We start from the raw sequence: 21,405 nt of genomic DNA, 5'->3' as shown, positions 1-21,405 counted from the left end.
CACAAGCTGTCCTGCACAACTGGAGTCTGCCGGGCAAGGGCCCACACCGCCGAGGCCTGTAGCGGTGTTTGCAGTCACAGCAGCGTCAGCGTGGGACACGAGGACCTCGCTCACGTTCACAGACCGAACCGAGTCGTGACACCCAATGCTGCCTGGGCAGCAGGCCCAGGCGGCAGTCGCCGCGGCGTCTCCATCAAGAAGGCGCGCACTGCGCGGCTCTTCGACATGGAGAGCGGCGCCATCGGCGAACTCTCCCAGCCCGGTGGGCCGCTGTACAACATCGAGGTCTCGAACGGCGGCCTCATCACGTTCCCGGGCGGGGTGCCCCTCATTCAGGGCGGTGTCGTGATCGGCGCGCTCGGCGTGAGCGGAAGTCTCGTCGAGAACGACCGCCGGGTCGCCCTGGCGGGTGCCGCCACGATCTCGTGATCGCACAACCCGGGTGAGACCTGCACGACGAGGAATGGCCCGGAGCGTGTGCTCCGGGCCATTCCCGTGTCGATCGTGGTGCCTTCGGCTAGGCGGCCGGGACCTCGGCGGCCTCCGTCGGGGCCACCGAGCCATTGCTGATCTCGATCTTGCGAGCGCGCGCCTTCTCGCTCACCGGAAGGGTCAGGTTGAGAACTCCGTTGTCGTACCGGGCCGCGATCTTCTCGGTGTCGATGTTGCGGCCGAGCGTGAGCTGACGCAGGAACGAGCCGGCCTGGCGCTCGCGCGACAGCCAGGTGACGTTGTCGCCGGCGGGGGCGGTGCGCTCGGCCCGGATGCTGAGCAGCTGACCGTCGACGTCGATGTCCACCGTGGTCGGGTCGATCCCGGGCAGGTCGGCCGTCACGATGTAGTTGTCGCCGTCGCGGTAGAGATCCAGCGGGATCGAGCGGGTGGCGGTGCGGGCGGTGTAAAGGGGGCGGTTGGGGTAGAGAATCGCAGTCACAGTCAAACTCCTTGTGAGTCCTTAAACTTGAGTCGGTGTGACTCAACTAGGTCCGAATTAGCACTCGGACATCGAGAGTGCCAGCCGAATCGACCCTTCGGATTCCGCCCTCAGCGATACGCCGCCGTCCCGGACTCGCGGACCGGCTGTGGAGCGCCCTGTTAGGGTTGCCGCGTGAGTGTACGAGTCGAGAAGGTCGATCTGCCGGGCATCGGCACGCGTCATGACGTGATCACCAAGAAGGGCAGACGCATCGGCGTCGTCTCCCATCGGTCGGGTGAGCGGGAGCTCGCGCTGTTCGGTGTCGACGACCCGGACGAGGCCATCGACTCCATCGCGCTCACCGACGACGAGGCGGCCGCCCTCGCCGACGTGCTCGGCGCCTCGCTCATGCTGGGCCAGCTCGCCGGCATCCGGGAGCAGGCCGCCGGCCTCTTCACCGAACAGCTGCTCATCTCGGCCGGATCCCCCTACGCGGGAGAGGTGCTCGGTGCCACCAGGGCTCGCACCAGAACGCACACCTCGATCGTCGCCATCGTGCGCGGCGCGGACGTGATCCCCTCCCCCACCCCCGATTCAGCCCTGCAGGCCGGCGACACCATCATCGCCGTGGGCACCAGGCCGGGCCTCGACGCGCTCGCCCGCGTGCTCACCGACGGCTGAAAGGCACCCATCACCCATGCATGACGCCGCCCTGCTCCTCATCGAAGTCGGGGCCGTACTGCTGGGACTGAGCCTGCTTTCCCGGCTCGCCGACAAGATCGGCATCTCCGCGATTCCGCTCTACCTCATCGCGGGGCTCGCCTTCGGGGTCGGCGGCTTCGCACCGCTCGACGCCGGCAACGAGTTCTTCCGCTTCGGCAGCGAGCTCGGCGTGATCCTGTTGCTGGCGATGCTCGGCCTCGAGTACTCGCCGACCGAGCTGATCACGAGCCTCAAACGGTCGAGGCTCGCGGGCATCCTGGATGCCGTGCTCAACGCCCTGCCCGGCGCGGCCTGCGCGCTCATCCTGGGCTGGGGTCCGATCGCCGCGGTCGCGCTGGCCGGCATCACCTGGGTGTCGTCCTCCGGCGTGATCGCCAAGGTTCTGCGCGACCTGCGCCGGCTCGGCAACCGGGAGACCCCAACCATCCTCTCCATCCTCGTGATCGAGGACCTCGCGATGGCGTTCTACCTGCCCGTGCTCTCGGCGCTCGTGATCGGCGCCGGATTCCTCGCCGGTGCGACCGCCCTCGTGGTGGCCGTGCTCGTGGTGGTGGTGATTCTCTACGTGGCGCTTCGCCACGGCAAGATCATCTCGCGGCTGTTCGCCGCCCACCATCCCGAGTCACTGCTGCTCGGGGTGCTCGGTCTCACGATGCTCGTGGCCGGCGTCGCCCAGCAGGTGAATGTCTCCGCGGCTGTCGGCGCGTTCCTGGTGGGCATCGCGCTCTCCGGACGCGTCGCCCACAACTCGCAACAGCTCCTCTCGCCGCTGCGCGACCTGTTCGCCGCCGTCTTCTTCGTCTTCTTCGGCCTGTCGACCGAGCCGGCCAGCATCCTCCCGGTGCTGCTGCCCGCGGCGATCCTCGCGGTCGTCACGATCGCCACCAAGACGCTCACCGGCTATCGCGCGGCTGCCGCGGCGGGCATCGGAATCCCCGGTCGGTGGCGCACCGGCTTCGCCCTCACCCCGCGCGGCGAGTTCTCCATCGTGATCGCGGGACTCGCCGCCGGGTCGGGCATCGAACCGCGGCTCGCCCCGCTCGCCACGGCGTACGTTCTGCTCACCGTGGTGGCCGGTCCCCTCCTGGCCAGGATGACGGACGCCCCCTGGTTCCGTCGCCTCCTGGTGGCCCGCGGCACGCGGACGGCAACCATCGCGCAGGGCGCGGACGGACACTAGCCTTTACCTGTTCGTGCCAACTCCATATCGAAGGGAATCTGCCATGCACACGAGATCCCGCCTCACGGCCGTCGCCACGGCGGCCGTCGCGGTACTCGCGCTGACCGCCACCGCGGCCAGTGCGGCTCCCCACCAAGACGCATCCAACGGTGCGTCGGCCCACCACGACGGGCCGTCCTTCGACCACATCTTCGTGATCATGCTCGAGAATCACTCGCAGTCGAGCGTCATCGGCGACGCGAATGCGCCGTACCTGACCAGCCTCGCCAGCCAGTATTCGACGGCCGACAACTACTACGGCGTCACCCATCCCTCGATGCCCAACTACATCGCCACCATCGCCGGTGACAACTTCGGCATCCAGGACGACAACGACCAGAACGTGGTCAACCTCAACCGGGTGAATCTCGTGGACCAGCTGGAGTCCCGCCACATCGGCTGGGGCGCCTATCTCGAGACCCTGCCGGCCAACAAACTGGACCGCTTCGGCCCGGCCCTCCCCGACGGCACCGTCGCGTCGCTCTATGCCAAGAAGCACAACCCGTTCGTGCTCTTCGACGACGTGAAGAACAACCCGGCACGGATGGCGCAGGTGAAGGACTACTCTCAGCTCTCCGCCGACCTCAACGGGCCGAAGGCGCCGCAGTTCGTCTGGATCAGCCCCAACCAGTGCAACGACATGCACGGTGGGGTCTACGCGGCGATTGTGGGGCATCCGGAGACACCGTGCCCCTACGGCAGCGTCAAGGATGATGCCAACGACGCCGCGCTGAAGCAGAAGGCAGACGGCTTCGTGAAGACGGCGGTCGCCACCATCACCGGGTCGAAGGCGTGGACCAAGCGTTCGGCTATCGTGATCGTCACCGACGAGAACGACTACACCGGCAACACCACGACCGGCGGCTGGGAGAGCGCGGCCGGATGCTGCGACTCGCCGTACGTGAGCGCCGCCGACCCGCGGATCAGCGCGAGCTGGCCCGGCGGAACCTACGGTGGCGGCCTCATCCCCGCGATCGTGGTCACGGCCTCAGGACCGCGGCACTTCGTGGACCACACGGCATACAACCACTACTCCTTGCTCACCACCATCGAGCAGAACTTCGGCCTGGGCTATCTCGGCCATGCCGGGGACACGGCGGGCGGCGTGGTGCCAATGTGGCCCATGTTCACCGGCCGGCGGTAGGGCACTCGGCTCAGATCGGCCCGGCGGCGCGTCCGTCCCTCGACCTCGTGGTTGAGGCGGCGGGCGCGCCGCTCTGTGGTGGCAGCGCCAATGCCGCCGCTAGAGGTCGCTGAGTTCGCTCACGTTCTGCCGGCCGGGCTCGATCGTCCCCACCGGCGCGGTGTCCGCGTGCACGTACTTGCCGCCGGCCGAGAGCGACGCGACCGCGCCGATCAGGGACATGATCGCCGCCGCGATGAACACGATCACGAGCCCGGAGTGGAAGGGCTGCGAGATCAGCTCGGGAAAGAAGGTCTTGCCGGTGAGCGCCGCGGCGTTCGTGGTGGACAGGTTCTTGAGCGCTCCGGTGGGCCCCAGGATGCTCTCGATCGGGTTGTAGCCCAGGAACGCGGCGAACAGGCTGCCGACCGGCGGGGTCGCGGCCACCTGGTTGGCCACGGCCGTGCCGACCCCATGCGACGTGAGCCCGCTGCGGAGGGCGTTGGGGAGGGTGTCCGCGAGGCCCGCGATCATCAGGGAGAAGAAGATGCCGATCGAGAGCGAGTTGCCCGCGTTCTGAAAGGTGCCGGTCATGCCCGACGCCGCGCCGCGCTGGTTCGCCGGCACGCTGTTCATGATGGCCGTGCGGTTGGGCGCGGCGAACATGCCAGACCCGACTCCGTTGAGGAAGGTGATGAGGGCGAAGACCGGATAGCTGAAGTCGACCGGGATGAGCAGCAACGCGATGAAGGTCGCCGCGACGAGCACGAGCCCACCGGTGGCGAAGAGGCGTGCGCCGAACCGGTCGCTCAGGGTGCCCGAGATGGGTCCGGAGACGAGGAATCCGATCGTGAGCGGGAGAAGATAGATGCCCGCCCAGAGCGGTGTGCTCTCGTAGGAGAACCCGTGCAGCGGCAGCCAGATGCCCTGAAGCCAGATGATGAGCATGAACTGCAGTCCGCCCCGCCCGACCGACGCGAGCAGGCCGGCGAAGTTGCCCCGGGCGAAGGCCTGGATGCGGAACAGCCGCATGTTGAACATGGGCTCCGCGGTGTGCAGCTGCAGGAACACGAATCCGATGAGCAGCGCGACGCCACCGATGATGCCGGCGAGCACCCAGGGGTTCAGCCAGCCGGTGGAGCTCGAGCCGTAGGGCTGGATACCGTAGGTGATTTCCGCGAGCAGGGCGGTGAGTCCGACGGCGAAGACGATGTTGCCCGGCCAGTCCACCCTTCCAGGGCTCTTCACGCCGACCTCGTGCAGTGACTTGTATGACCAGATGGTGCCGAGGATGCCGAACGGCACGCTCACCAGAAAGATCGCGCGCCAGTCGATCTCGGCGAGCACCCCGCCGATGATCAGGCCGAGGAAGGTGCCCGCGATGGCCGCGATCTGGTTGATACCGATGGCCATGCCCCGCTTGTTGGCGGGGAACGCATCGGTGAGGATGGCCGTCGAGTTGGCGAAGATCATCGATCCGCCCACGGCCTGGAGCACACGCCACCCGATCAGCCACATCGCGCCGGCACCCGACGTGAACGGGTCGAAGACGAGCGCGATCGCGGCCACGGTGAAGATCACGAACCCGAGGTTGTAGATGCGCACGCGCCCGTAGATGTCGCCGAGCCGTCCGAAGCTCACCACGAGAACGGCCGTCACCAGGATGTAGCCCATCAGCATCCACAGCAGGTAGCTGACATTGCCCGGCTGCAGCGGGTCGAGCTTGATGCCCTTGAAGATCGCCGGGAGCGAGATGAGCACGATCGACCCGTTGATCGTGGCCATGAGCATGCCGAGCGTCGTGTTGCTCAGCGCGACCCACTTGTAGCGGGGGTGATCCTTGTTGAACATTCCGGTGCGCGTCGCGGTTGCGGTCACGGGGGCCTCCAGGGTGCGGGGCGTCGACGTTGAGCGCCAATAGTTAGTTGTTGTGTACTAATAATACGCCCGTCGCGGGCGTGCGCCGGCGGGGTGCCGCCGGCTCACGAGCCGGTCTTCGGAATCGACCCGTCTCGATGGCGGTGGGCGGCCGTTGCTGTCACAGTGGGTGACGAGGGATCGGAGCGATGATGAGATTCATGATCATGGTGTTCGGCGAGCGGGCGGAACTCCACGCGAGACCGACCGAATGGATCGAGAGGATGGTGGCCTTCATGGTGCGCCTCGACGACGAGCTGGCCCAGAGCGGCGAACTGGTCTACTCCGAGGTGCTGGAGGCCGCCGATGCCGCGACCCTCGTCGGTTCGGACGGTGCCGCGGGCCGCGGCGCGTTCAATGTCTCGGACGCACCGCTTTCGCGCTACTGGGTGGTGAAGGTGCCCGACGAGTCCCGCGCGATCGCCATCGCCGCGAGCGTGGCCGCGATGGTCGAGTCCCCGGTCGAGGTTCGCCAGTGCATGGAGCAGTCCCTGCGGCCCTGACGGCGCGCCCGCTACTCGACGCGGGCAAACCGCGGGACGCTCTGCCCGTCGACCTCGACGGTCTCCCGGAACATCCCGAGCGGTCGCACCCAGAGTCCGTTGTCGCCGTAGAGCGCCCGGTAGACGACCAGCCTCTCCTCGGTCTCTGAATGGGTGGCGGTGTCGACGACCTCGTAGAGGTTGCCCTTGTAGTGACGGTAGAGGCCGGGTTCCAGTTCGGACATCTGCACACGGTACCGGACTCACCCGCGGGGATGTCGAATTGCGGAGTTCGGAATCGTCTCCGTGCTGATCGTGCCTCTCTGGCACGATGGACGAAGATCAAGGAAACGAGGAAACCATGAAATACCTCCTGATGATGCAGGTCGATCGCGGCGTCTTGGACTCGCTGACGGCGGAACAGAATGAAGCGATCGGCACCGGCCACGGCGCGTTCATGGATGCGATCACGGCATCCGGCGAGTTCATTCTCACGCAGGCCCTCGGCGACCCGGCCGAAAGCAGCGTGATCCGGGCCTCGGGCGGCGTGCCCCAGGTTCAGGACGGCCCCTTCCTGGAGGCGAAGGAGTTTCTGGGCGGGTTCTACCTGGTTGATGTGGACTCGAAGGAGCGCGCCCTCGAACTGGCCGCGATGATCCCCGACTCGAAGATCGACGGCCTGGCCATCGAGGTGCGTCCCGTCATGTTCTCGAAGGCGGCGGATTTCTGAACACCCCTGCCTCGATCGGGGGCCTGCTGCGCGAACTCGCGCCGCAGGTCCTCGGGCGGTTGATTCGCCGGTACGGCCAGTTCGACCTCGGCGAGGATGCGGTGCAGGATGCCCTGCTCAAGGCCACGACGCTCTGGCCGGAAGAGGGAGTCCCAGACAGCCCCGCCGCGTGGCTGTACACGGTCGCCTCCCACCGGTTGATCGACCTGATCCGGAGCGAGGTCGCGCGCCGATCCCGGGAGAAGGACTATGCCCTGGACGACTTCGCGCTGACCGAGGGACGCCACGAGCCTGCCGACGCCAGGGACGACACACTGGATCTGCTCTTCCTCTGCTGTCACGACTCCCTGTCTGCGTCATCGCAAATCGCCCTCACCCTGCGTGCCGTGGGCGGACTGACAACCGGCGAGATCGCCAGTGCCTACCTGGTGCCGGAGTCGACGATGGCCCAGCGCATAAGCCGGGCCAAGCAGACGATCAAGGCGGCCGGCGCGACCTTCGGCGAACTCTCCCCCGAGCAACGACGGGAGCGCTCGGAGGCGGTCACGCGGGTGCTCTACCTCATGTTCAACGAGGGATACACCGCGACCGGCGGAGACGAACTGCTGCGGGTGGATCTCTCGGCCGAGGCGATCCGACTCGCGCGACAACTCGTGCGACTTCAGCCCGACGACGGCGAGAGCGTGGGGGCGCTCTGCCTGATGCTCCTGACCGACGCGAGACGACCGGCGCGCATCACGGCCCGCGGCGACCTGGTTCCGCTCGATGAGCAGGATCGCTCGCTGTGGAACCGGGAGGCCGTCGCGGAGGCCATCGCGCTGTTGGTCACCGCGCTGAGGACGTCGACGGCGGGTCCGTATCTGGTTCAGGCCGCGATCGCCGCGATCCACGCCGAGTCGTCGTCGACCGAGACGACGGATTGGGAGCAGATGTCCGCCTGTACACCCTGCTCGAGCACATGGTGTCCAATCCGATGGTCACGCTGAACCGTGCCGTGGCCGTGGCGATGGTCGACGGCCCCGAGGCGGCGCTCAGACTGCTCGATCAGCTGGCGGATGACCCGAAGATCGCCGGGCACTATCGGCTGACCTCGGTGCGAGCCCACCTCCTGGAGTCATCGGGCGACCTTGTGGGTGCCCGGGAGGCCTACCGGGCGGCCGCCCGCGCAACGTTGAGTTCGCCGGAGCGCCGCTATCTGCAGGGGCGTGCGGACAGGCTCTGACGCCTTTCGGACGGAAACGCATCGGAGTTCGGATGTCGAATTCCTTGTCTCGTCACCGTCTCCTTCCCGACACGGAGGTGTCGCTCCACCACGAGAGGGAAGACCATGACCGCACAGCCAGCACGTGACGAGACAGAGACGTCGAGCAAGGACTCGCCCGAGCGGGCCCCCGTGATTCGAGACGTGCCGGAGACGGCCGGCCCACGACAGTGGATCGGGTTGGCCGTGCTCGCGGTCCCGCAGTTGCTCGTGTCGGTCGACACGTCATTCGTTCTCCTCGCCCTGCCCCGCATCGGCGAGGCGCTCCACGCCAACGCGAGCCAACAGCTCTGGATCACCGACATCTACTCGTTCATGCTCGCCGGCTTCCTCATCACCATGGGGACCCTGGGCGACCGCATCGGACGCCGACGGCTCCTGATCATCGGCGGTACGGGCTTCGCCGCGGCCTCGATCGCCGCCGCCTTCGCCGCCTCGCCCGAGATGCTCATCGTCGCCCGGGCGCTGATGGGGATCGCGGGGGCGACGCTCGCGCCCTCGACGCTCGCCTTGATCGCCAACATGTTCACAAACGCCGCCCAGCGGGGAGTGGCCGTCGGCATCTGGTTCGTCGCCTTCATGGGCGGCCTTGCCGTGGGTCCCGTTCTCGGTGGCGCCCTCCTCACTCACCTGTGGTGGGGATCCGTGTTCCTGGTCGGGGTGCCGGTCATGGTGCTCCTGGCGATCCTTGCGCCCCTCTTTCTGCCGGAATACCGCGCGCCGTCGGCCGGGAGGATCGACCTCACCAGCGTCGTCCTGTCGCTGGTGGCGGTGCTCACGGTCGTCTATGGGCTCAAGCAGATCGCCCAGTCCGGCTGGGGCACCGTGCCCGTCGGGATGCTGCTCGTCGGGGTCGCCGTCGGTGTCGCCTTCGTCGCCCGGCAGCGTCGGCTCGCCCATCCGCTGCTCGAGCTGAGCCTGTTCCGAAACCGGGCCTTTGCGGCGGCCATACTCTGCCTGCTGATCGGCACGCTGGTGACCGGTCCGATGATGCTGTTCAATACCCAGTATTTTCAGCTCGTTGCCGGTCTGTCGCCTTTGGCCGCGGGACTCTGGACGCTGCCGTCGGTGCTCGGCTCGCTCACGAGTTTCGGACTCTCCCCGGTGCTGGCCCGGCGCATCCGTCCCGCCTACCTGATCTCCGGCGGCCTGGCACTGTCCGTGAGTGGTGCCGTCGTCGCGGCCCAGGTGACCCCGTCCTCCGGCATCCTCCCCCTCGTGATCGGGTTCACCCTGGTTTCGATCGGGAGCGGCCCCCTCGTCACCCTGAGCACCACCCTCGTGCTCGGTTCGGTTCCTGCCGAGCGGGCGGGGTCCGCGGCATCCCTGTCTGAAACGGCCGGCCAATTCGGCTACGCGATCGGGATAGCGATCCTCGGGAGTGTGGTGACGCTGATCTACCGTGCACAACTCGCACACCTGCCGGCCTCCCTACCCGCCGCCGCGGCAGCCGGGGCCCGGGACGGCCTCGCGACGGGTCGCACCGCGGCGCTGGCCCTCGCCGATCCTGCTGGCGCCACCCTCCTGGCGGCGGCACAGGCCGCGTTCACCAGCGCCATTGCTGCCACCGCCGTGATCAGCGCCATCGCTCTGGCTATCGTGGCCGTCATCGCCGCGGTCGCCTTCCGCGGGGTCCCACCGACGAAGTCGGAGTAGGGGCTATGCGAGCCCCAGCAGTCGGGATGCCACCGCCATGCCTGCGCCCACCAGCAGAACAACCCCGCCGCCGAACCAGAGCGTCTGGCGCTGTGCGGCAGACCGCACCGCCGCGTCGAGCGCCGCGAAGCGGCCCGGAACATCCGCCGCCTGCTCCGGCGTCTCCCGCCAGACGGCGGGATTGTCGAGGAGATGGGCGAGATCCGCGACCTCGGACGCACCGAGCATCTCCGGCTGCTTGAGGATCCAGCGCACCAGATGCCGTGCGTCGATCACCGTGACGAGCTCTGGCCGCTCACGGATTCTGATCGACCCGGGATCGACGAGAACGATCATCGCCCGCACGAGGGTGCCGCTCGGCAGGTGCCTCGCGATCAGTTTGCCGACGCTCGCCGCCTCGGATTCGGCCCTGTCGATGTACGGCATGCTTCTGCCGGACACCAGGAATCCGCGCCCGCCCACCCAGATCTTCTTGCCGCTGTGGTGCTTGGTGTTGATCGTGAAGACACCGGCCGGCCCCACGAGCAGGTGATCGATGTCGCTCTCCGTCTTGCCCACGGGCAGGGAGTGCAGCACGGTCCATGCGGCGGGGAGGCGCCCGAGGGCTCGCGCCACGGCGATCTCGCCCCGCGCGCCCACGTACCAGGGCGTCTCGGTGGCGTTCAGCGGCGGCAGCCCGAAGAGCCTCGCCAGCCGGGACTGCGCCGGGCGCACGTCGTGTAGCGCGAGCAGCTTCTCCATGAGTGATTGGGCGGCGGGTCGTGACCGCATCGTGCCGACGTCAGGCATCGAGCATCTTCCTCAGGTGTTGCTCGCCCGGAAGGAGCTGGGTCGCCTGGGGGTCCATCACGGGGAATCCCGGCATTGCTGGTCCCCCGCTTTCGGACGCGTCGACAGGCTTCGACGTTATCGAGTTTCCCTCTGCTCCTGAATCCCCAGTGCGAGGGGTGCGGGGCGGGCGTGGTCGCTGCGCCGATCGAAACGTGCCTGGCGCCGGCCGCCCGCTGCCAGGCCGCCGGAGCGGTGCGGGCCATCTCTTCGAGAGGTCCCGGTCGAGTCGGATGCGAAGCCCATCGAGTTGGGGGGCGACTACTCCTTCACAGCGGACGGCGGCGGGCGACAGTCCACAGGAAGTGCTGGTCAAGGGGTGGTTTGAGCGGAAGAATGTCGGTGGGTGGTGCGAGAGTTGGGGCATGAACAGCCTCACCGTGACCGCCGCTCCGCCGGTGGATCGAGCGTGGTCGGACCGGTCAGATCCGGCCTGCGGCGGGCTCACCGACGGCGAGCTCATGCGCGCCCTCGCGGAGCAGTTTTCGGCGCGACGAACGACGGAGGCGAACATCGTGCGCCTGACCGCGGAGGTGGCGGAACGCTCCCGGTCCACCCTGGGTCGGGGCGGTCTCGCGCATCGGATGATGGACACCAGTCCGGTCGGCTCGCTAATCCGAGTGGGGAGGATCGGGCGACAGGAAGCGGCGCGGCTAGTGCGGGTTGCCACCGCCACCTTCCCGTCTCTCAGCATCACCGGAGAGATGATCGCGCCGCGTTATCCGCATGTTGCAGCCGCCCTCGACGAGTGTGCGATCGGAGTGGATGCCGCAGCCGCCATCGTCACCAACCTCGACCAGGCGAGCCCCCGAGCCCATCCAGACGATGTCGCGTACGCGGAAGAATTCACGGTCGACTTTGCTCGCACGGCCCCGGCCGACCTGGTGCGCAAGCTGGCGATCCAGTGCCGTGACCGTCTCGACACCGACGGCATCGAACCCCGCGAAGAAGACCTTGTGCGTCGACGGAAGCTGTCGATCGTCGAACTGGCGAACGGCATGCACCGGCTGGTTTGGGAGATGGACCCGCTCACCGCCGCCTCCGTGCGTGGGTTCCTCGACGGGTATGTCGACAGCGTCTACCGTGCGGGCAGGCGCAACGATCCAGAGGACGGCCCAAACCGTGCGGACACGAACGAGGGTGGCGCGGAGTTGATCTGCGAGCTTTTTGACGGCCCGCCGCCCATCGTTGCGGAGCTGCGGGACCCACGCACCCGCGCGAACATGGCGTCGGATGCGATGCTGGCGTTGTTCGGGCACGTCTCGAACTGTGCCCACGCGGTGAGTCCGCTGCCGAAAACCACCCTTGTCGTGCGGCTGACTCTCGACGCTCTGCTCTCCGGTCTCGGCGAGGCTCGTCTCGACGGCATGGACCAGCCCATCGCGGCGGGGACCGCCAGGCGGATGGCCGCCGAGGCCGGCATCATCCCGGTAGTGATGGGCGGCCCGAGCGAGGTGCTCGATCTGGGACGTGAGCAGCGCCTGTTCACCAAGAAGCATCGGCTGGCGATCGGTGAACTGTATTCCGCCTGCGCGGCCTGCGGCGGGCCGGCGGCGTGGGCCGAACTCCACCACATCGACTGGTTTGTGAGGGACGGCGGGTTGACGAACCTGAAGAATGCGATTCCCCTCTGCGCGTCCGATCACCATGCGGTTCACGCGAACGGATGGGAGGTCTCTATTCGGCGTGGAATTGCGTGGTTCATTCCGCCGAGCTGGATCGATGCGTTCCGCACGCCGAGGCGCGGAAGCTCACCGCCGCGCATCGAGTTCCCGCGTCGACAGTGAATCCTCACGTCGGAATGATCGGGAAGATATCCACGAGTCCCGAGCAACGGCTCTCGGTATTGAGTCGACAGTTGGACGATGCGGGAATTCCCCCACATCCTCGCCGGTTGCCCCAGACATGAGCACACCCATCACGATGTACGGCGCCGACTGGTGCATAGACTGCCGCCGGTCGAAGCGCGTCCTCGACGAACTGGGGGTGGCCTATGACTATGTGGACCTCGAGGCCGACGTCACCGGGGCCGATCGGGCATACGCCATCAGCGGGAGGACCAACATCCCGGTGATCGTCTTCGCCGACGACAGCCATCTTGTCGAGCCCAGCGATGCCGACTTGCGCGAGCGCGTGGCGGCCCTCTCGGCGTAGCGCGCCCAATCCTTAGTGCGTCGTGGGCGACAGCTGTGCCTCGAGGGCTGCCACGTCTTCCGGGCGGCACAGGTCGGTGGCCGGGGTCATGGTCGTGGCTGTTCCCGCGGCGACGGCGGTGCGGAACGCTGTCTCCGGATCGTGACCCTGGGCGAGCCGCAGCACGAAGGCGCCGAGGAAGCCGTCGCCGGCTCCCACCGTGCTCAACACGCGCACCGGCGGAACGGTCAGCCGGGAGATGCCCGCGGATGACGCGAGCAGGGCGCCCTCCGCGCCGCGGGTGAGGGCCACGAGTTCGGTGGAACCCTTGGCCACGAGTTCGGATGCCGCATCCGCCTCGCCCTGGTCGCTCTCCAGACGCTCGCCGAGGAGTTCGCCGAGCTCGCGCCGGCTCGGTTTGACCAGGTAGACGCCCTCGGAGAGCGCCTCGCGCAGGGAGTCGCCCGAGGCATCCAACACCAGTCGCGCATCGCGGTCGCGGGCCAGACGGGCCACTCGAGCGTAGAAGTCGTCGGGCACGCCCGGCGGCAGGCTGCCGCTCGCCACGACGTAGCCGCCCGTCACGATGGTCTGCTCGAGCGCGGAGAGGCAGGAGCGCCACTCGGCCTCGGTGAGTTCCGGCCCCTGCAGCACGAAGCGGAACTGCTTGCCGGTGTCCGTCTCGTCCACGGTGAAGCTCTGGCGGGTGGTGCCGGCGATGGGGATGGCGCGGCTGGAGATGCCCTCGGTGTCGAGCATGCGGCGCAGCGACTCCCCGGTGAGCCCGCCCACGGCGAAGATGGCGAGCGACTCGCCGCCCAGCCGGTGCACCACCCGCGACACGTTGATGCCGCCGCCGCCCGGGTCGAGCCTGGTGGGGCCGCACCGGAGCTTGTGCTCGCTCACGACCGTTGCCGTGGAGGTGCTGAGGTCGAGCGCCGGGTTGACGGTGATCGTGACGATAGCCCGCGTCGCGCCAGAGGTCGAACCCGCGATGGATGCCATGCCCCACTGTACGGCGCGCGTCCGCGGCGCGGAGGGATTTCGGAGCGGTCGGCACGACCCGCGAACAGGGACTGACCGTTCCGCCGATCCCCGCCTAGGTTCGACTGAGGACACCTAAAGAAAAGCGAGCCGATGCCCGAGAGTTTTGAACCCGTGCGAGTCTCGCGCTATTTCACCCGACCGAGCTTCTGGATCGCCGCTGGGCTGATTGCGGTGTTTGCCATCTTCGCCGTCCCCACCGGCGGCATCGGCGGGTTCCTCATTATGCTGGCCTTCGGATGCCTGCTCACGGGCTTGTACTCGCTCGTCACCGGGCGCCGGAGTTGGGCATCCATCCCGAGTCGCAGGGCTGCGGCGCTCGTCGTGGCGGCGTCGGTGTTCGCCGCCATCATCGGCGGGGCTCTCGTGCCGGCCGAGCACCGCGCGGACTCGGCGGCCAGGAGCGTTGCCCCCGCCTCGGGGCAGGCTCGGTTCGATTTCACCGCCGAATCGGCACCCGACCCGCGCCGGGTGACCGAGCCGACGGGCTCCGCGTCGACGGGTACCACGCTGGTGGTCATTGCCGATTCATCCGGCACCGATTCGACCGCGCTCGCCCTTCTCGCCAAGCTCCCGGTCAAGGGCAAGGCGCCGATGACGGGATATGCCCGAACGGTGATGTTCGGAGCGGCCTGGATCGACCAGGACCGGAACGGATGCGACACCCGCAATGACATCCTGAACCGGGACCTCGTGAAGGTGTCCAAATCGGGAGGCTGCCGGGTGATGAGCGGCGAGCTGGTGTCGCCGTACACGGGCAAGACGATCGATTTCGTGCGTGGGAATCGCACATCCACCGCCGTGCAGATCGACCATGTGGTGTCGCTCGGCGACGCCTGGCGCACCGGAGCGCAGCAGTTGAGCCAGGCGCAGCGGGTGGCCCTGGCCAACGATCCGATCAACCTGTTCGCGGTGGACGGCCGGTCCAACGAGCAGAAGAGCGACGGCGATACCGCCACCTGGCTGCCCGCCGCGAAGGCATTCCGCTGTGAGTATGTAAGCCACCAGGTGTCGGTCAAGGCGACCTACGGGCTCTGGGTGACGGTGGCGGAGCGCGCCGCGATGCTCCGTGTGCTGTCCACCTGCCCGGCCGAGGCTGCCGTCTCGTCGCCGTTCGCGTCGGCCCCGGCTCCGGCCGTAGTCGCTCCCCCGGTCGTCGCCGCGCCCCCGGTTGTTGCGCCGGCACCAGCGCCCGCTCCGGTCGCTCCGGCTCCCGCGCCTGCCCCGGCGGGAGTCGTCCATCCCGGCGCCTTCTGTTCGACCGCGGGCGCGACGGGCGTGACGGCGAAGGGCACCGCCATGCGCTGCACGACCACCGCCACCGATCCGCGGCTGCGCTGGCGTTCAGCCTAGGTACTGAGAGACTGGGGGCATCGATACCTCCACCGCCCTCACCGACTGGGCAGCGCTCTTCGCCCGAACGGCACCCGTCGCGATCTCCCCTCCGCTGCTGATCGGCATCCTTGTCGCGGCCGCGGCGCTGAGCATTCCGCGCGCAACCTGGCAGTACTTCGGGTTGTTCACCACCCTCGTACACGAACTCGGTCACGCGTTGGCCGCGGTGCTGTCCGGGCGGGTGGTGCACGGCATCCGGATCCGGCGCAATCATTCGGGCGACGCGCTCAGCAGCGGGCGGGGCGGCTTCGGCACCGTCGTGAGCGGCGTGCTCGGCTATCCGGCACCCGCCATCGTGGGCGCCGCGCAGCTCTGGAGCGTGTTCAACGGCTATACGGCCATCGCGCTGTTCGCGGGTGGAGTTGTGCTTCTCCTCACCCTGCTCGTGATCCGAAACGTGTTCGGCGCCCTGGTCGTGCTCGCCTCGGCGGCGGTGAGCGCGGCCCTCTGGGTCTACGCGACCCCCGCGGTGCAGAGTTATGCGCTGCTCGTGCTCGGGGCGGCACTGCTTGTCGGCGCGGTGCGCGGGCTCGCCACGGTGATCGGCGTGCACGTGCGACGCCGCGACCAGCTGCCCACCTCGGACGCGTACCTGCTTTACCGACGCACCGGGGTTCCCTCTGTCGTCTGGCTGGCGATCTTCGCTGCGCTGATCGGCGGATGCTGGCTTCTGACGGTCATGGCGTACCTGGCTCGATGACTGGCCTGGGCATCCCCGGCGACCCCAGCACCGTGTCGATCGGGATCTCGATCACCACGCGTCGGGGATTGACCCCGGGCTGCCGATAGCGCCGCGAGTACAGCTCCACGGCGTGGGCCACGGCTGCCGGATCCCGGTTGATCGCTGCGGTGCCGACGAAGGTGATCCAACGTCGACCGTCCACCTGCGCCACCGTCGCCTGCCCGGACCGCTCGACATTTCGCACCTTCTGGGTGCCGTCGGAGGTGATGATGCGCACGACGCCGCCCTCCACGGTGAACCCGACCGGCACCGAGTGGATGCGACCGGTCGGGCCGAGCGTCGACAGCACAGCAAGGTGGCGTTCGGTGACGAACTCCACGGCGTCTGACGTGAGCCCGGCGTTCACGCGGGCGTCCGGCGCGGCACTCTCGGCCGCACGAGCGCGTGGCTGGAGGCGAGGAGTTGCTCGACCAACTCCTCCGGAACTCCCTCGAGCCGCACCGTGACCCAGTGCCGCTTGTTCATGTGGTATCCGGGCGTGATCTGGGCGAACTCCGCCTGGAGGGCGACGCTCTCCTCGGGGTCGCACTTGAGGGTGACCGAGAGCGGCTCGGCGCCGAGAGCCGCGATGGCGAAGATCTTGTCGTTCCCGCTCGTTTTGAAGACGCTGGTCTCCTCGCCGAAGGGGAACGTCTCGGTCGCCTGGGGCAGGGCGAGGCAGGCGTCGCGGAGGTCATCCGGGGTCATGCGGCGGTTACTCCGCCGGGTCGGTGATGACGCCGGTGGGCTCGGAGGGCACCACGATGTGGGCCGTGCCGAGCTGCCGAGCGAGCGAGCGGCCGGCCTCGACGGCCTCCTCCCTGCTGGAGAAGCTCTCCGAGAGTTCTGGCTCGCCAATCACCCGGTTCACCCACTGGCCACCCTTGTCGATGGTTTCCACGTCGCCGTCAGGCATGGTCGCTCCGTTTCGTCAGGGTTACTCCCCTAGCCTGCCATCGTGGGCTCTTCTCCGCATGACATCTGTGCGTAAGAAGCTATCTCCATTGCCGCAAGGTGGTCGAACAAGCGCGCGAGTGAGGCATGGAATCGGCAGTGTCATGGGGAATTCCGCCCACTCCTGGCGCTAGGCGTGGGCACCGACGGTGACCTCGCCGATCGTGAGTTCGGCATCGCCCTCGAGGATCTCGCCGATTCGCTGCGTCTCCGCCTCGAGCTGGGCGCGCTGCCGGGCGCGCAGCGGCGAGAAAGACTCGACCGACACGGCAATGCGTCGTCCCGAGCGGCGCTGGTGCCAGATTCCGCCGACGGTCCCGTCGACGAGCAGCACCGGAAACACCCCGGCCTGGCCGTTCCCCAGCGCGCGCTCGGACGCGCGCCCGGGGAAGAGCATTGCCCTCGGGTGGGAACCGACAACATACGGATCGAAGTAGGGAAGCAGCCGGACGCCGCGCGCGAGCGGGTCTACCGGCTCAGCATCGCCGGAGTTGAGCCACGCCTCCGTTCCCTCAAGGCTCACCGGTTCCAGGTCGGAGCGGTCGAACACGCTCGACGCCCAGGCCACGGGAGCGGCGAGCCATTGCGCAAAGTCCCGTGGTGTGGCCGGACCGTAGACGTGCAGGTATCGACTCAGCAGCCCGAGAGCCGGATCGGGATCGGGCTCGCCAGCCATCGACGAGACGGGGGCCCGCGAGTAGGTGGTCTTGGGTCCGCGGTTGGGGCCGAAGACGACGACACCCGCGTAGGCGGCGGCGGCAATCGCCTGTCGCCAGCGCGGGGCCATCGAGCCGAACATCGGAACGACCGGGTCGGCCGCCCACGGGCCAGTGCGCTCGATGACCTCGGAATCGAGCTCGTCGATGGTGAGGCACGCACCATAGGGGGTGACCCCACCCGCAGCTGTCGGGGCGAGAGTGTCGAGATCGAGCGCGTCGGCGATCGCCTGAATCACCAGCGTGGTCTGCGCCGCGGAGAGCCGCGAGGCCTCCGGCAGGCCGCTGCGGGAGGGAATTGCGGAGAGCGCACCGTTCCACATCGCGAGGTCCGACGCGGGAAGCCAATGCACGGTTCCCCGCGGACCGTAGGTCTTCACGAGGGACTGGTCGGTCCAGAGCGCGCGCCGCACGTCGGAACGAGTGATCGCGGCCACTCTGATGCCGAGCTGCAGTTCGGCGGAAGAGGCGATCTGGGCGTGCACGCCACAGATCGCGGCCGCCACGGCGGGGATGCCGGCGGGCGCGGGCGCGTCGACGGGCGCAGTGAGGTGCTGGCGTGCCATCCGCCGTCTCACGACCTGGCGCCACGTCCAATTCATGCAATCAGGCTAGCCGGGACGGCCGACGGCGCCGCCCGCCCGTAGGTCATCCCAGGTGCGCGACGAGGGCGGCAAAGCTTGGGGAGGCGAGGGTCAAAAACGCCGCGATGTTGAGGAGCACGGTGCCCCAAAATGCCAGTTGAAAACTCACCTTGCGCGTCTTGTGACGCAGTCTCTGCTGGGCGAAGATCGACCCCGGCCACCCCCCGAGGAGGCCGAGCACGAGCAGAGTGCTCTCGGACGTGCGCCACCGTCCGGCCGTCGCCGCGACTTTGTCCGAGGCGTAGGTGAAAAAGCTGAGGACGCTCATCACGAGATAGAGCGCGATCGGCCAATACGGCACGGTCCACGCAACGCTGACGACCACGTAAAGCGCGATGAACGCGAGGATGGCCAGATAGCTCACCGGACTCTGGTTGGCCGGCCCGGGGATGCGGGGCGGCACTGCGGCGTGCTGCACGGCCGTGCGGCGCTGAGCGGCGCGATTCGTGGACTTGGGCACGGGCATCGCGACCGGTTTCACGCCTCTCGCCTGCTCCCGACCTCCCGCGCCGACGGACCTCTCAAAGGTCAGCAGCTCGCCGGTGAACGGTCGGGTGTCACGGTGCGCGAACGCGGAGATGTGCACGAAGACGGTGCTACCGCCGCCCGAGGGGGTGATGAACCCGAAACCGCGCTCGTCATTCCACGTGGTGAGGGTGCCTTCGAGGCGCCCGACGACGGGTTCTCGCGGGACGGCCATGAGTCGATCTTAACGGCAGGATCGGGCGCTCGACGGCAGCACGGCGCCCGTGCGCCGCCGCGTTCCGACCGCGCGGCGCCGACGACGGGTGGCCCGACTAGACCGTCGCGCCGCTCATCGCCTCGGCGGTGAGTTCCACGGACCGCAGCCGGTCGGCCACGTCCCGGGACTGGTGCGCCAGAATGAGCTCGTCGGCCGCGGTGGAGGCGGCGAAGTCCTCGAGCCAGGCGCGAACCTCGGCGGGTGTGCCCACGGCCGTGTAGCGCATCATGTTGGCGATGTTGCGCCCCTCCGGCGTGGTGAGGAACGCATCGATCTGGTCGTCGGAGTAGTCCGGAGCCGACGGCCCACGGGCGATCATGCCGCGCACCCGGGAGCGTCGGGTCGTCTCGAACTGGAGGGCGGCATCCGCCCCGTCCTCGGCGGCGATCACGTTGGCCGCCACGATCAGGTGCGGCTCCGCGAGTTGTTGCGACGGCTGGAAGTCGCGCCGGTAGGTCGCGATTGCCTCGTGCAGAGCATCCGGCGCAAAGTGCGAGGCGAACGCGTACGGCAGACCGAGGGCGGCCGCGAGCTGCGCGCCGAAGAGGGAAGAACCGAGGATGTAAAGGGGCACGTTGGTGCCCGCACCGGGGACCGCCTGCACGCCGGGGATTATCGACTCGCCGCGCAGGTAGGCCTGCAGCTCGAGCACGTCCTGCGGAAACTGGTCGGAGGCGCGAGGGTCGCGTCGCATCGCGCGGGCCGTGGTCTGGTCGCTGCCGGGAGCCCGGCCGAGACCGAGGTCGATGCGGTCCGGATAGAGCTCGGCGAGGGTGCCGAACTGCTCCGCGATGGTCAGCGGCGAGTGGTTCGGCAGCATGACGCCCCCCGAGCCGAGGCGGATCGTCGACGTGTGGGCGGCGATGTATCCCACCAGCACGCTCGTGGCCGACGACGCGATGGTGGGCATGTTGTGGTGCTCGGCGTACCAGACTCGCGCGTAGCCGTGCCGTTCCGCGGTCTGCGCGAGCGCTACGCTCGCGGCAAAACTCTCCCGAACGGTGTGCCCCGGCGCGATGGGGGCGAGGTCGAGAATGGAAAGCGGGATGGTCATGAAGCGAGCCTCTCTGTCGTGCGCCGCCGAGGCGCACTCCTCATGCCAACCGCGTCGACGCCCCAATCGTTCCCGATTCCGTAGACCTCGCCCGCGCGGCCACTCGATCCGCGATGAACGCCGCGTCCCGGCCGACTCCCCCGATGAGCCCGGAGGTGAGCGCGTACTGGAACGGCATCCCCACGAAATAGAGGCCGGGAACGTCGTCGACCACGCCGCGTCTGGTGGCCGGCAGCCCATCCTCGTTCAGCGGCAGGTCGGGCAGCCAGCGGAGGTCCGGGCGATAGCCGGTGGCCCAGATCACGGTGGCCGGGGATTCCGGCGACCAGACCGAACCGGCCTCTCCCGCGACGCGGCGGCCGCCATGCGCGCCGGTGATGCGGGGCAGGCGCGTGACTCCCGCGGCATCCAGTTGGCGCATCGAGACGCTGATGAGCGGCGCTCCCCGCTTGCCGAACCCCGCGGCGACCCGGCGGCCGGGCGGAGTGTCCACCGTGAGCAGGTTGCTCACCAACCACCAGTAGGGAGCCCCGGCGTAACGGAACACCGCATCCGGGATGTGCACCGTCGGCCGGCCGGCGATGGTCACCCGGTGGGTGGCCGCGAGTTCGAGCGCGATCTGCGCCCCGGAGGTGCCGGCGCCGACGACGAGCACGTCTCCCGCCGGCAGCTGCGACGGGTTGCGGTACTCCGACGAGTGCAGCTGTCGGATGCCCGGGTCGAGTTCCCGGGCGAAGTCGGGAACGCGCGGCAGCCGGTTCGGTCCGCCGGCGACCACCACCTGCCGGGCGCTCATCGGCCCCGCCGTGGTCGTCAGGACGAACCCGTCGGCGACGCGGCCGAGGGCGGTCACGGTGACGCCGGAACGGGTGGGCAGGGCGAACGCGGTCGCGTAGGCCCGCAGGTAGTCGGCAAACTCGTCCCGGGTGGCGGTGGAGTCGCGCCCGACGGGGTTGGGCATCCCGGGTAGCCCGCTGAACCTGCCAGGAGTGAAAAGTCGCAACGAGTCCCAATGCCGGCGCCAGCCGTCGCCGATGCGCTGCTCGCTGTCCAGGATCACGAACGTGCCGTCGAGCCGGGCGAGGTGGTACCCCGTGGCGAGGCCGGCCTGGCCGCCTCCGACCACGATGGTGTCGATGTGTTCCAT

At 68.5% G+C, this 21,405-nt stretch carries 25 protein-coding genes; 13 read left to right on the top strand and 12 right to left on the bottom strand.

Annotation, left to right across the window (positions count from 1 at the left end):
* Nucleotides 1-135: 135 nt before the first annotated feature.
* A complete protein-coding gene (locus tag ACHZD8_RS12525; RefSeq protein ID WP_394770759.1) occupies nucleotides 136-429 on the top strand; it encodes a heme-binding protein in 294 nt (97 codons plus the stop codon).
* An 88-nt stretch (nucleotides 430-517) separates the two neighbouring features.
* On the opposite strand, the gene ACHZD8_RS12520 is transcribed toward ACHZD8_RS12525, so the two are convergent.
* The gene (locus tag ACHZD8_RS12520) at nucleotides 518-934 is read right to left on the bottom strand and encodes an Hsp20/alpha crystallin family protein (RefSeq protein WP_394770758.1); all 417 of its coding nucleotides are present in this window, start codon (nucleotides 932-934) and stop codon (nucleotides 518-520) included.
* A gap of 174 nt (nucleotides 935-1,108) precedes the next feature.
* Here ACHZD8_RS12520 and ACHZD8_RS12515 point away from each other — a divergent pair, with 174 nt between their 5' ends.
* The 3 genes from ACHZD8_RS12515 to ACHZD8_RS12505 are packed head-to-tail and all read left to right on the top strand — an operon-like array spanning nucleotide 1,109 to nucleotide 4,002.
* Nucleotides 1,109-1,597 (top strand): cation:proton antiporter regulatory subunit, encoded by a 489-nt coding sequence (locus ACHZD8_RS12515; RefSeq protein ID WP_394770757.1) that lies wholly within the window; start codon nucleotides 1,109-1,111, stop codon nucleotides 1,595-1,597.
* A 16-nt stretch (nucleotides 1,598-1,613) separates the two neighbouring features.
* Nucleotides 1,614-2,819, top strand: coding sequence for a cation:proton antiporter (locus ACHZD8_RS12510; RefSeq protein ID WP_394770756.1), 1,206 nt, complete (start codon nucleotides 1,614-1,616; stop codon nucleotides 2,817-2,819).
* Between the two features lie 43 nt (nucleotides 2,820-2,862).
* Complete coding sequence (locus ACHZD8_RS12505) at nucleotides 2,863-4,002, top strand: alkaline phosphatase family protein (RefSeq protein WP_394770755.1); 1,140 nt, start codon at nucleotides 2,863-2,865, stop codon at nucleotides 4,000-4,002.
* A 99-nt stretch (nucleotides 4,003-4,101) separates the two neighbouring features.
* Here the strand turns inward: ACHZD8_RS12505 and ACHZD8_RS12500 are convergent, their stop codons facing one another.
* A complete protein-coding gene (locus ACHZD8_RS12500; RefSeq protein ID WP_394770754.1) occupies nucleotides 4,102-5,859 on the bottom strand; it encodes an MFS transporter in 1,758 nt (585 codons plus the stop codon).
* 188 nt (nucleotides 5,860-6,047) lie between these two features.
* Here ACHZD8_RS12500 and ACHZD8_RS12495 point away from each other — a divergent pair, with 188 nt between their 5' ends.
* Complete coding sequence (locus tag ACHZD8_RS12495; RefSeq protein ID WP_394770753.1) at nucleotides 6,048-6,401, top strand: hypothetical protein; 354 nt, start codon at nucleotides 6,048-6,050, stop codon at nucleotides 6,399-6,401.
* A gap of 11 nt (nucleotides 6,402-6,412) precedes the next feature.
* On the opposite strand, the gene ACHZD8_RS12490 is transcribed toward ACHZD8_RS12495, so the two are convergent.
* On the bottom strand, nucleotides 6,413-6,625 hold the full coding sequence (locus ACHZD8_RS12490; protein ID WP_394770752.1) for a DUF1653 domain-containing protein: 213 nt from the start codon (nucleotides 6,623-6,625) through the stop codon (nucleotides 6,413-6,415).
* A gap of 116 nt (nucleotides 6,626-6,741) precedes the next feature.
* Between ACHZD8_RS12490 and ACHZD8_RS12485 the strand changes: the two genes are divergently transcribed.
* The 4 genes from ACHZD8_RS12485 to ACHZD8_RS12470 all read left to right on the top strand — a co-directional run bounded on the left by ACHZD8_RS12485 (nucleotide 6,742) and on the right by ACHZD8_RS12470 (nucleotide 10,027).
* Nucleotides 6,742-7,110 (top strand): YciI family protein, encoded by a 369-nt coding sequence (locus ACHZD8_RS12485; protein WP_394770751.1) that lies wholly within the window; start codon nucleotides 6,742-6,744, stop codon nucleotides 7,108-7,110.
* 59 nt (nucleotides 7,111-7,169) lie between these two features.
* Nucleotides 7,170-8,096: an RNA polymerase sigma factor gene (locus tag ACHZD8_RS12480; RefSeq protein ID WP_394770750.1), complete on the top strand. Its 927-nt coding sequence runs from the start codon at nucleotides 7,170-7,172 to the stop codon at nucleotides 8,094-8,096.
* Nucleotides 8,069-8,332: a hypothetical protein gene (locus ACHZD8_RS12475; protein WP_394770749.1), complete on the top strand. Its 264-nt coding sequence runs from the start codon at nucleotides 8,069-8,071 to the stop codon at nucleotides 8,330-8,332. Before ACHZD8_RS12480 ends, ACHZD8_RS12475 begins: the two co-directional genes overlap by 28 nt.
* Nucleotides 8,333-8,437: 105 nt before the next feature.
* Nucleotides 8,438-10,027: an MFS transporter gene (locus ACHZD8_RS12470; protein WP_394770748.1), complete on the top strand. Its 1,590-nt coding sequence runs from the start codon at nucleotides 8,438-8,440 to the stop codon at nucleotides 10,025-10,027.
* Nucleotides 10,028-10,030: 3 nt separating this feature from the next.
* On the opposite strand, the gene ACHZD8_RS12465 is transcribed toward ACHZD8_RS12470, so the two are convergent.
* Nucleotides 10,031-10,816 carry a nuclease-related domain-containing protein gene (locus ACHZD8_RS12465; RefSeq protein ID WP_394770747.1) on the bottom strand — a complete coding sequence of 262 codons (786 nt, stop codon included), beginning with the start codon at nucleotides 10,814-10,816 and terminating at the stop codon, nucleotides 10,031-10,033.
* 500 nt (nucleotides 10,817-11,316) lie between these two features.
* Between ACHZD8_RS12465 and ACHZD8_RS12460 the strand changes: the two genes are divergently transcribed.
* Together ACHZD8_RS12460 and ACHZD8_RS12455 are read left to right on the top strand one after the other, a co-directional pair.
* Nucleotides 11,317-12,642, top strand: coding sequence for a DUF222 domain-containing protein (locus ACHZD8_RS12460; RefSeq protein WP_394770746.1), 1,326 nt, complete (start codon nucleotides 11,317-11,319; stop codon nucleotides 12,640-12,642).
* A 118-nt stretch (nucleotides 12,643-12,760) separates the two neighbouring features.
* Nucleotides 12,761-13,009, top strand: a complete 249-nt coding sequence (locus tag ACHZD8_RS12455; protein WP_394770745.1) for a glutaredoxin domain-containing protein — start codon at nucleotides 12,761-12,763, stop codon at nucleotides 13,007-13,009.
* A gap of 12 nt (nucleotides 13,010-13,021) precedes the next feature.
* Here ACHZD8_RS12455 and ACHZD8_RS12450 read toward each other — a convergent pair whose 3' ends face one another.
* Nucleotides 13,022-13,993 (bottom strand): 1-phosphofructokinase family hexose kinase, encoded by a 972-nt coding sequence (locus tag ACHZD8_RS12450; protein WP_394770744.1) that lies wholly within the window; start codon nucleotides 13,991-13,993, stop codon nucleotides 13,022-13,024.
* A 132-nt stretch (nucleotides 13,994-14,125) separates the two neighbouring features.
* Here ACHZD8_RS12450 and ACHZD8_RS12445 point away from each other — a divergent pair, with 132 nt between their 5' ends.
* Nucleotides 14,126-15,385: an HNH endonuclease family protein gene (locus tag ACHZD8_RS12445; RefSeq protein ID WP_394770743.1), complete on the top strand. Its 1,260-nt coding sequence runs from the start codon at nucleotides 14,126-14,128 to the stop codon at nucleotides 15,383-15,385.
* A gap of 19 nt (nucleotides 15,386-15,404) precedes the next feature.
* Nucleotides 15,405-16,127: a M50 family metallopeptidase gene (locus tag ACHZD8_RS12440; RefSeq protein WP_394770765.1), complete on the top strand. Its 723-nt coding sequence runs from the start codon at nucleotides 15,405-15,407 to the stop codon at nucleotides 16,125-16,127.
* Here ACHZD8_RS12440 and ACHZD8_RS12435 read toward each other — a convergent pair.
* The 7 genes from ACHZD8_RS12435 to ACHZD8_RS12405 all read right to left on the bottom strand — a co-directional run bounded on the left by ACHZD8_RS12435 (nucleotide 16,105) and on the right by ACHZD8_RS12405 (nucleotide 21,405).
* A complete protein-coding gene (locus ACHZD8_RS12435; protein ID WP_394770742.1) occupies nucleotides 16,105-16,515 on the bottom strand; it encodes a PPOX class F420-dependent oxidoreductase in 411 nt (136 codons plus the stop codon). The two genes, ACHZD8_RS12440 and ACHZD8_RS12435, sit on opposite strands and share 23 nt — an antisense overlap.
* Nucleotides 16,512-16,856 (bottom strand): MmcQ/YjbR family DNA-binding protein, encoded by a 345-nt coding sequence (locus ACHZD8_RS12430; protein ID WP_394770741.1) that lies wholly within the window; start codon nucleotides 16,854-16,856, stop codon nucleotides 16,512-16,514. Before ACHZD8_RS12430 ends, ACHZD8_RS12435 begins: the two co-directional genes overlap by 4 nt.
* Before the next feature lie 7 nt (nucleotides 16,857-16,863).
* Complete coding sequence (locus ACHZD8_RS12425; protein ID WP_394770740.1) at nucleotides 16,864-17,064, bottom strand: DUF2188 domain-containing protein; 201 nt, start codon at nucleotides 17,062-17,064, stop codon at nucleotides 16,864-16,866.
* Nucleotides 17,065-17,232: 168 nt separating this feature from the next.
* Nucleotides 17,233-18,420 carry a winged helix DNA-binding domain-containing protein gene (locus ACHZD8_RS12420; RefSeq protein WP_394770739.1) on the bottom strand — a complete coding sequence of 396 codons (1,188 nt, stop codon included), beginning with the start codon at nucleotides 18,418-18,420 and terminating at the stop codon, nucleotides 17,233-17,235.
* Between the two features lie 46 nt (nucleotides 18,421-18,466).
* Nucleotides 18,467-19,162, bottom strand: a complete 696-nt coding sequence (locus ACHZD8_RS12415) for a DUF1294 domain-containing protein (protein WP_394770738.1) — start codon at nucleotides 19,160-19,162, stop codon at nucleotides 18,467-18,469.
* A 97-nt stretch (nucleotides 19,163-19,259) separates the two neighbouring features.
* Nucleotides 19,260-20,258 carry an LLM class flavin-dependent oxidoreductase gene (locus ACHZD8_RS12410; protein WP_394770737.1) on the bottom strand — a complete coding sequence of 333 codons (999 nt, stop codon included), beginning with the start codon at nucleotides 20,256-20,258 and terminating at the stop codon, nucleotides 19,260-19,262.
* Between the two features lie 40 nt (nucleotides 20,259-20,298).
* Nucleotides 20,299-21,405, bottom strand: coding sequence for a flavin-containing monooxygenase (locus ACHZD8_RS12405; protein ID WP_394770736.1), 1,107 nt, complete (start codon nucleotides 21,403-21,405; stop codon nucleotides 20,299-20,301).

This window comes from Lacisediminihabitans sp., from assembly GCF_043726815.1.
Lineage (GTDB): Bacteria > Actinomycetota > Actinomycetes > Actinomycetales > Microbacteriaceae > Lacisediminihabitans.
The sequence above is the reverse complement of the archived record's forward strand: the minus strand, read 5'-3'. Positions and strand labels throughout refer to the sequence as shown.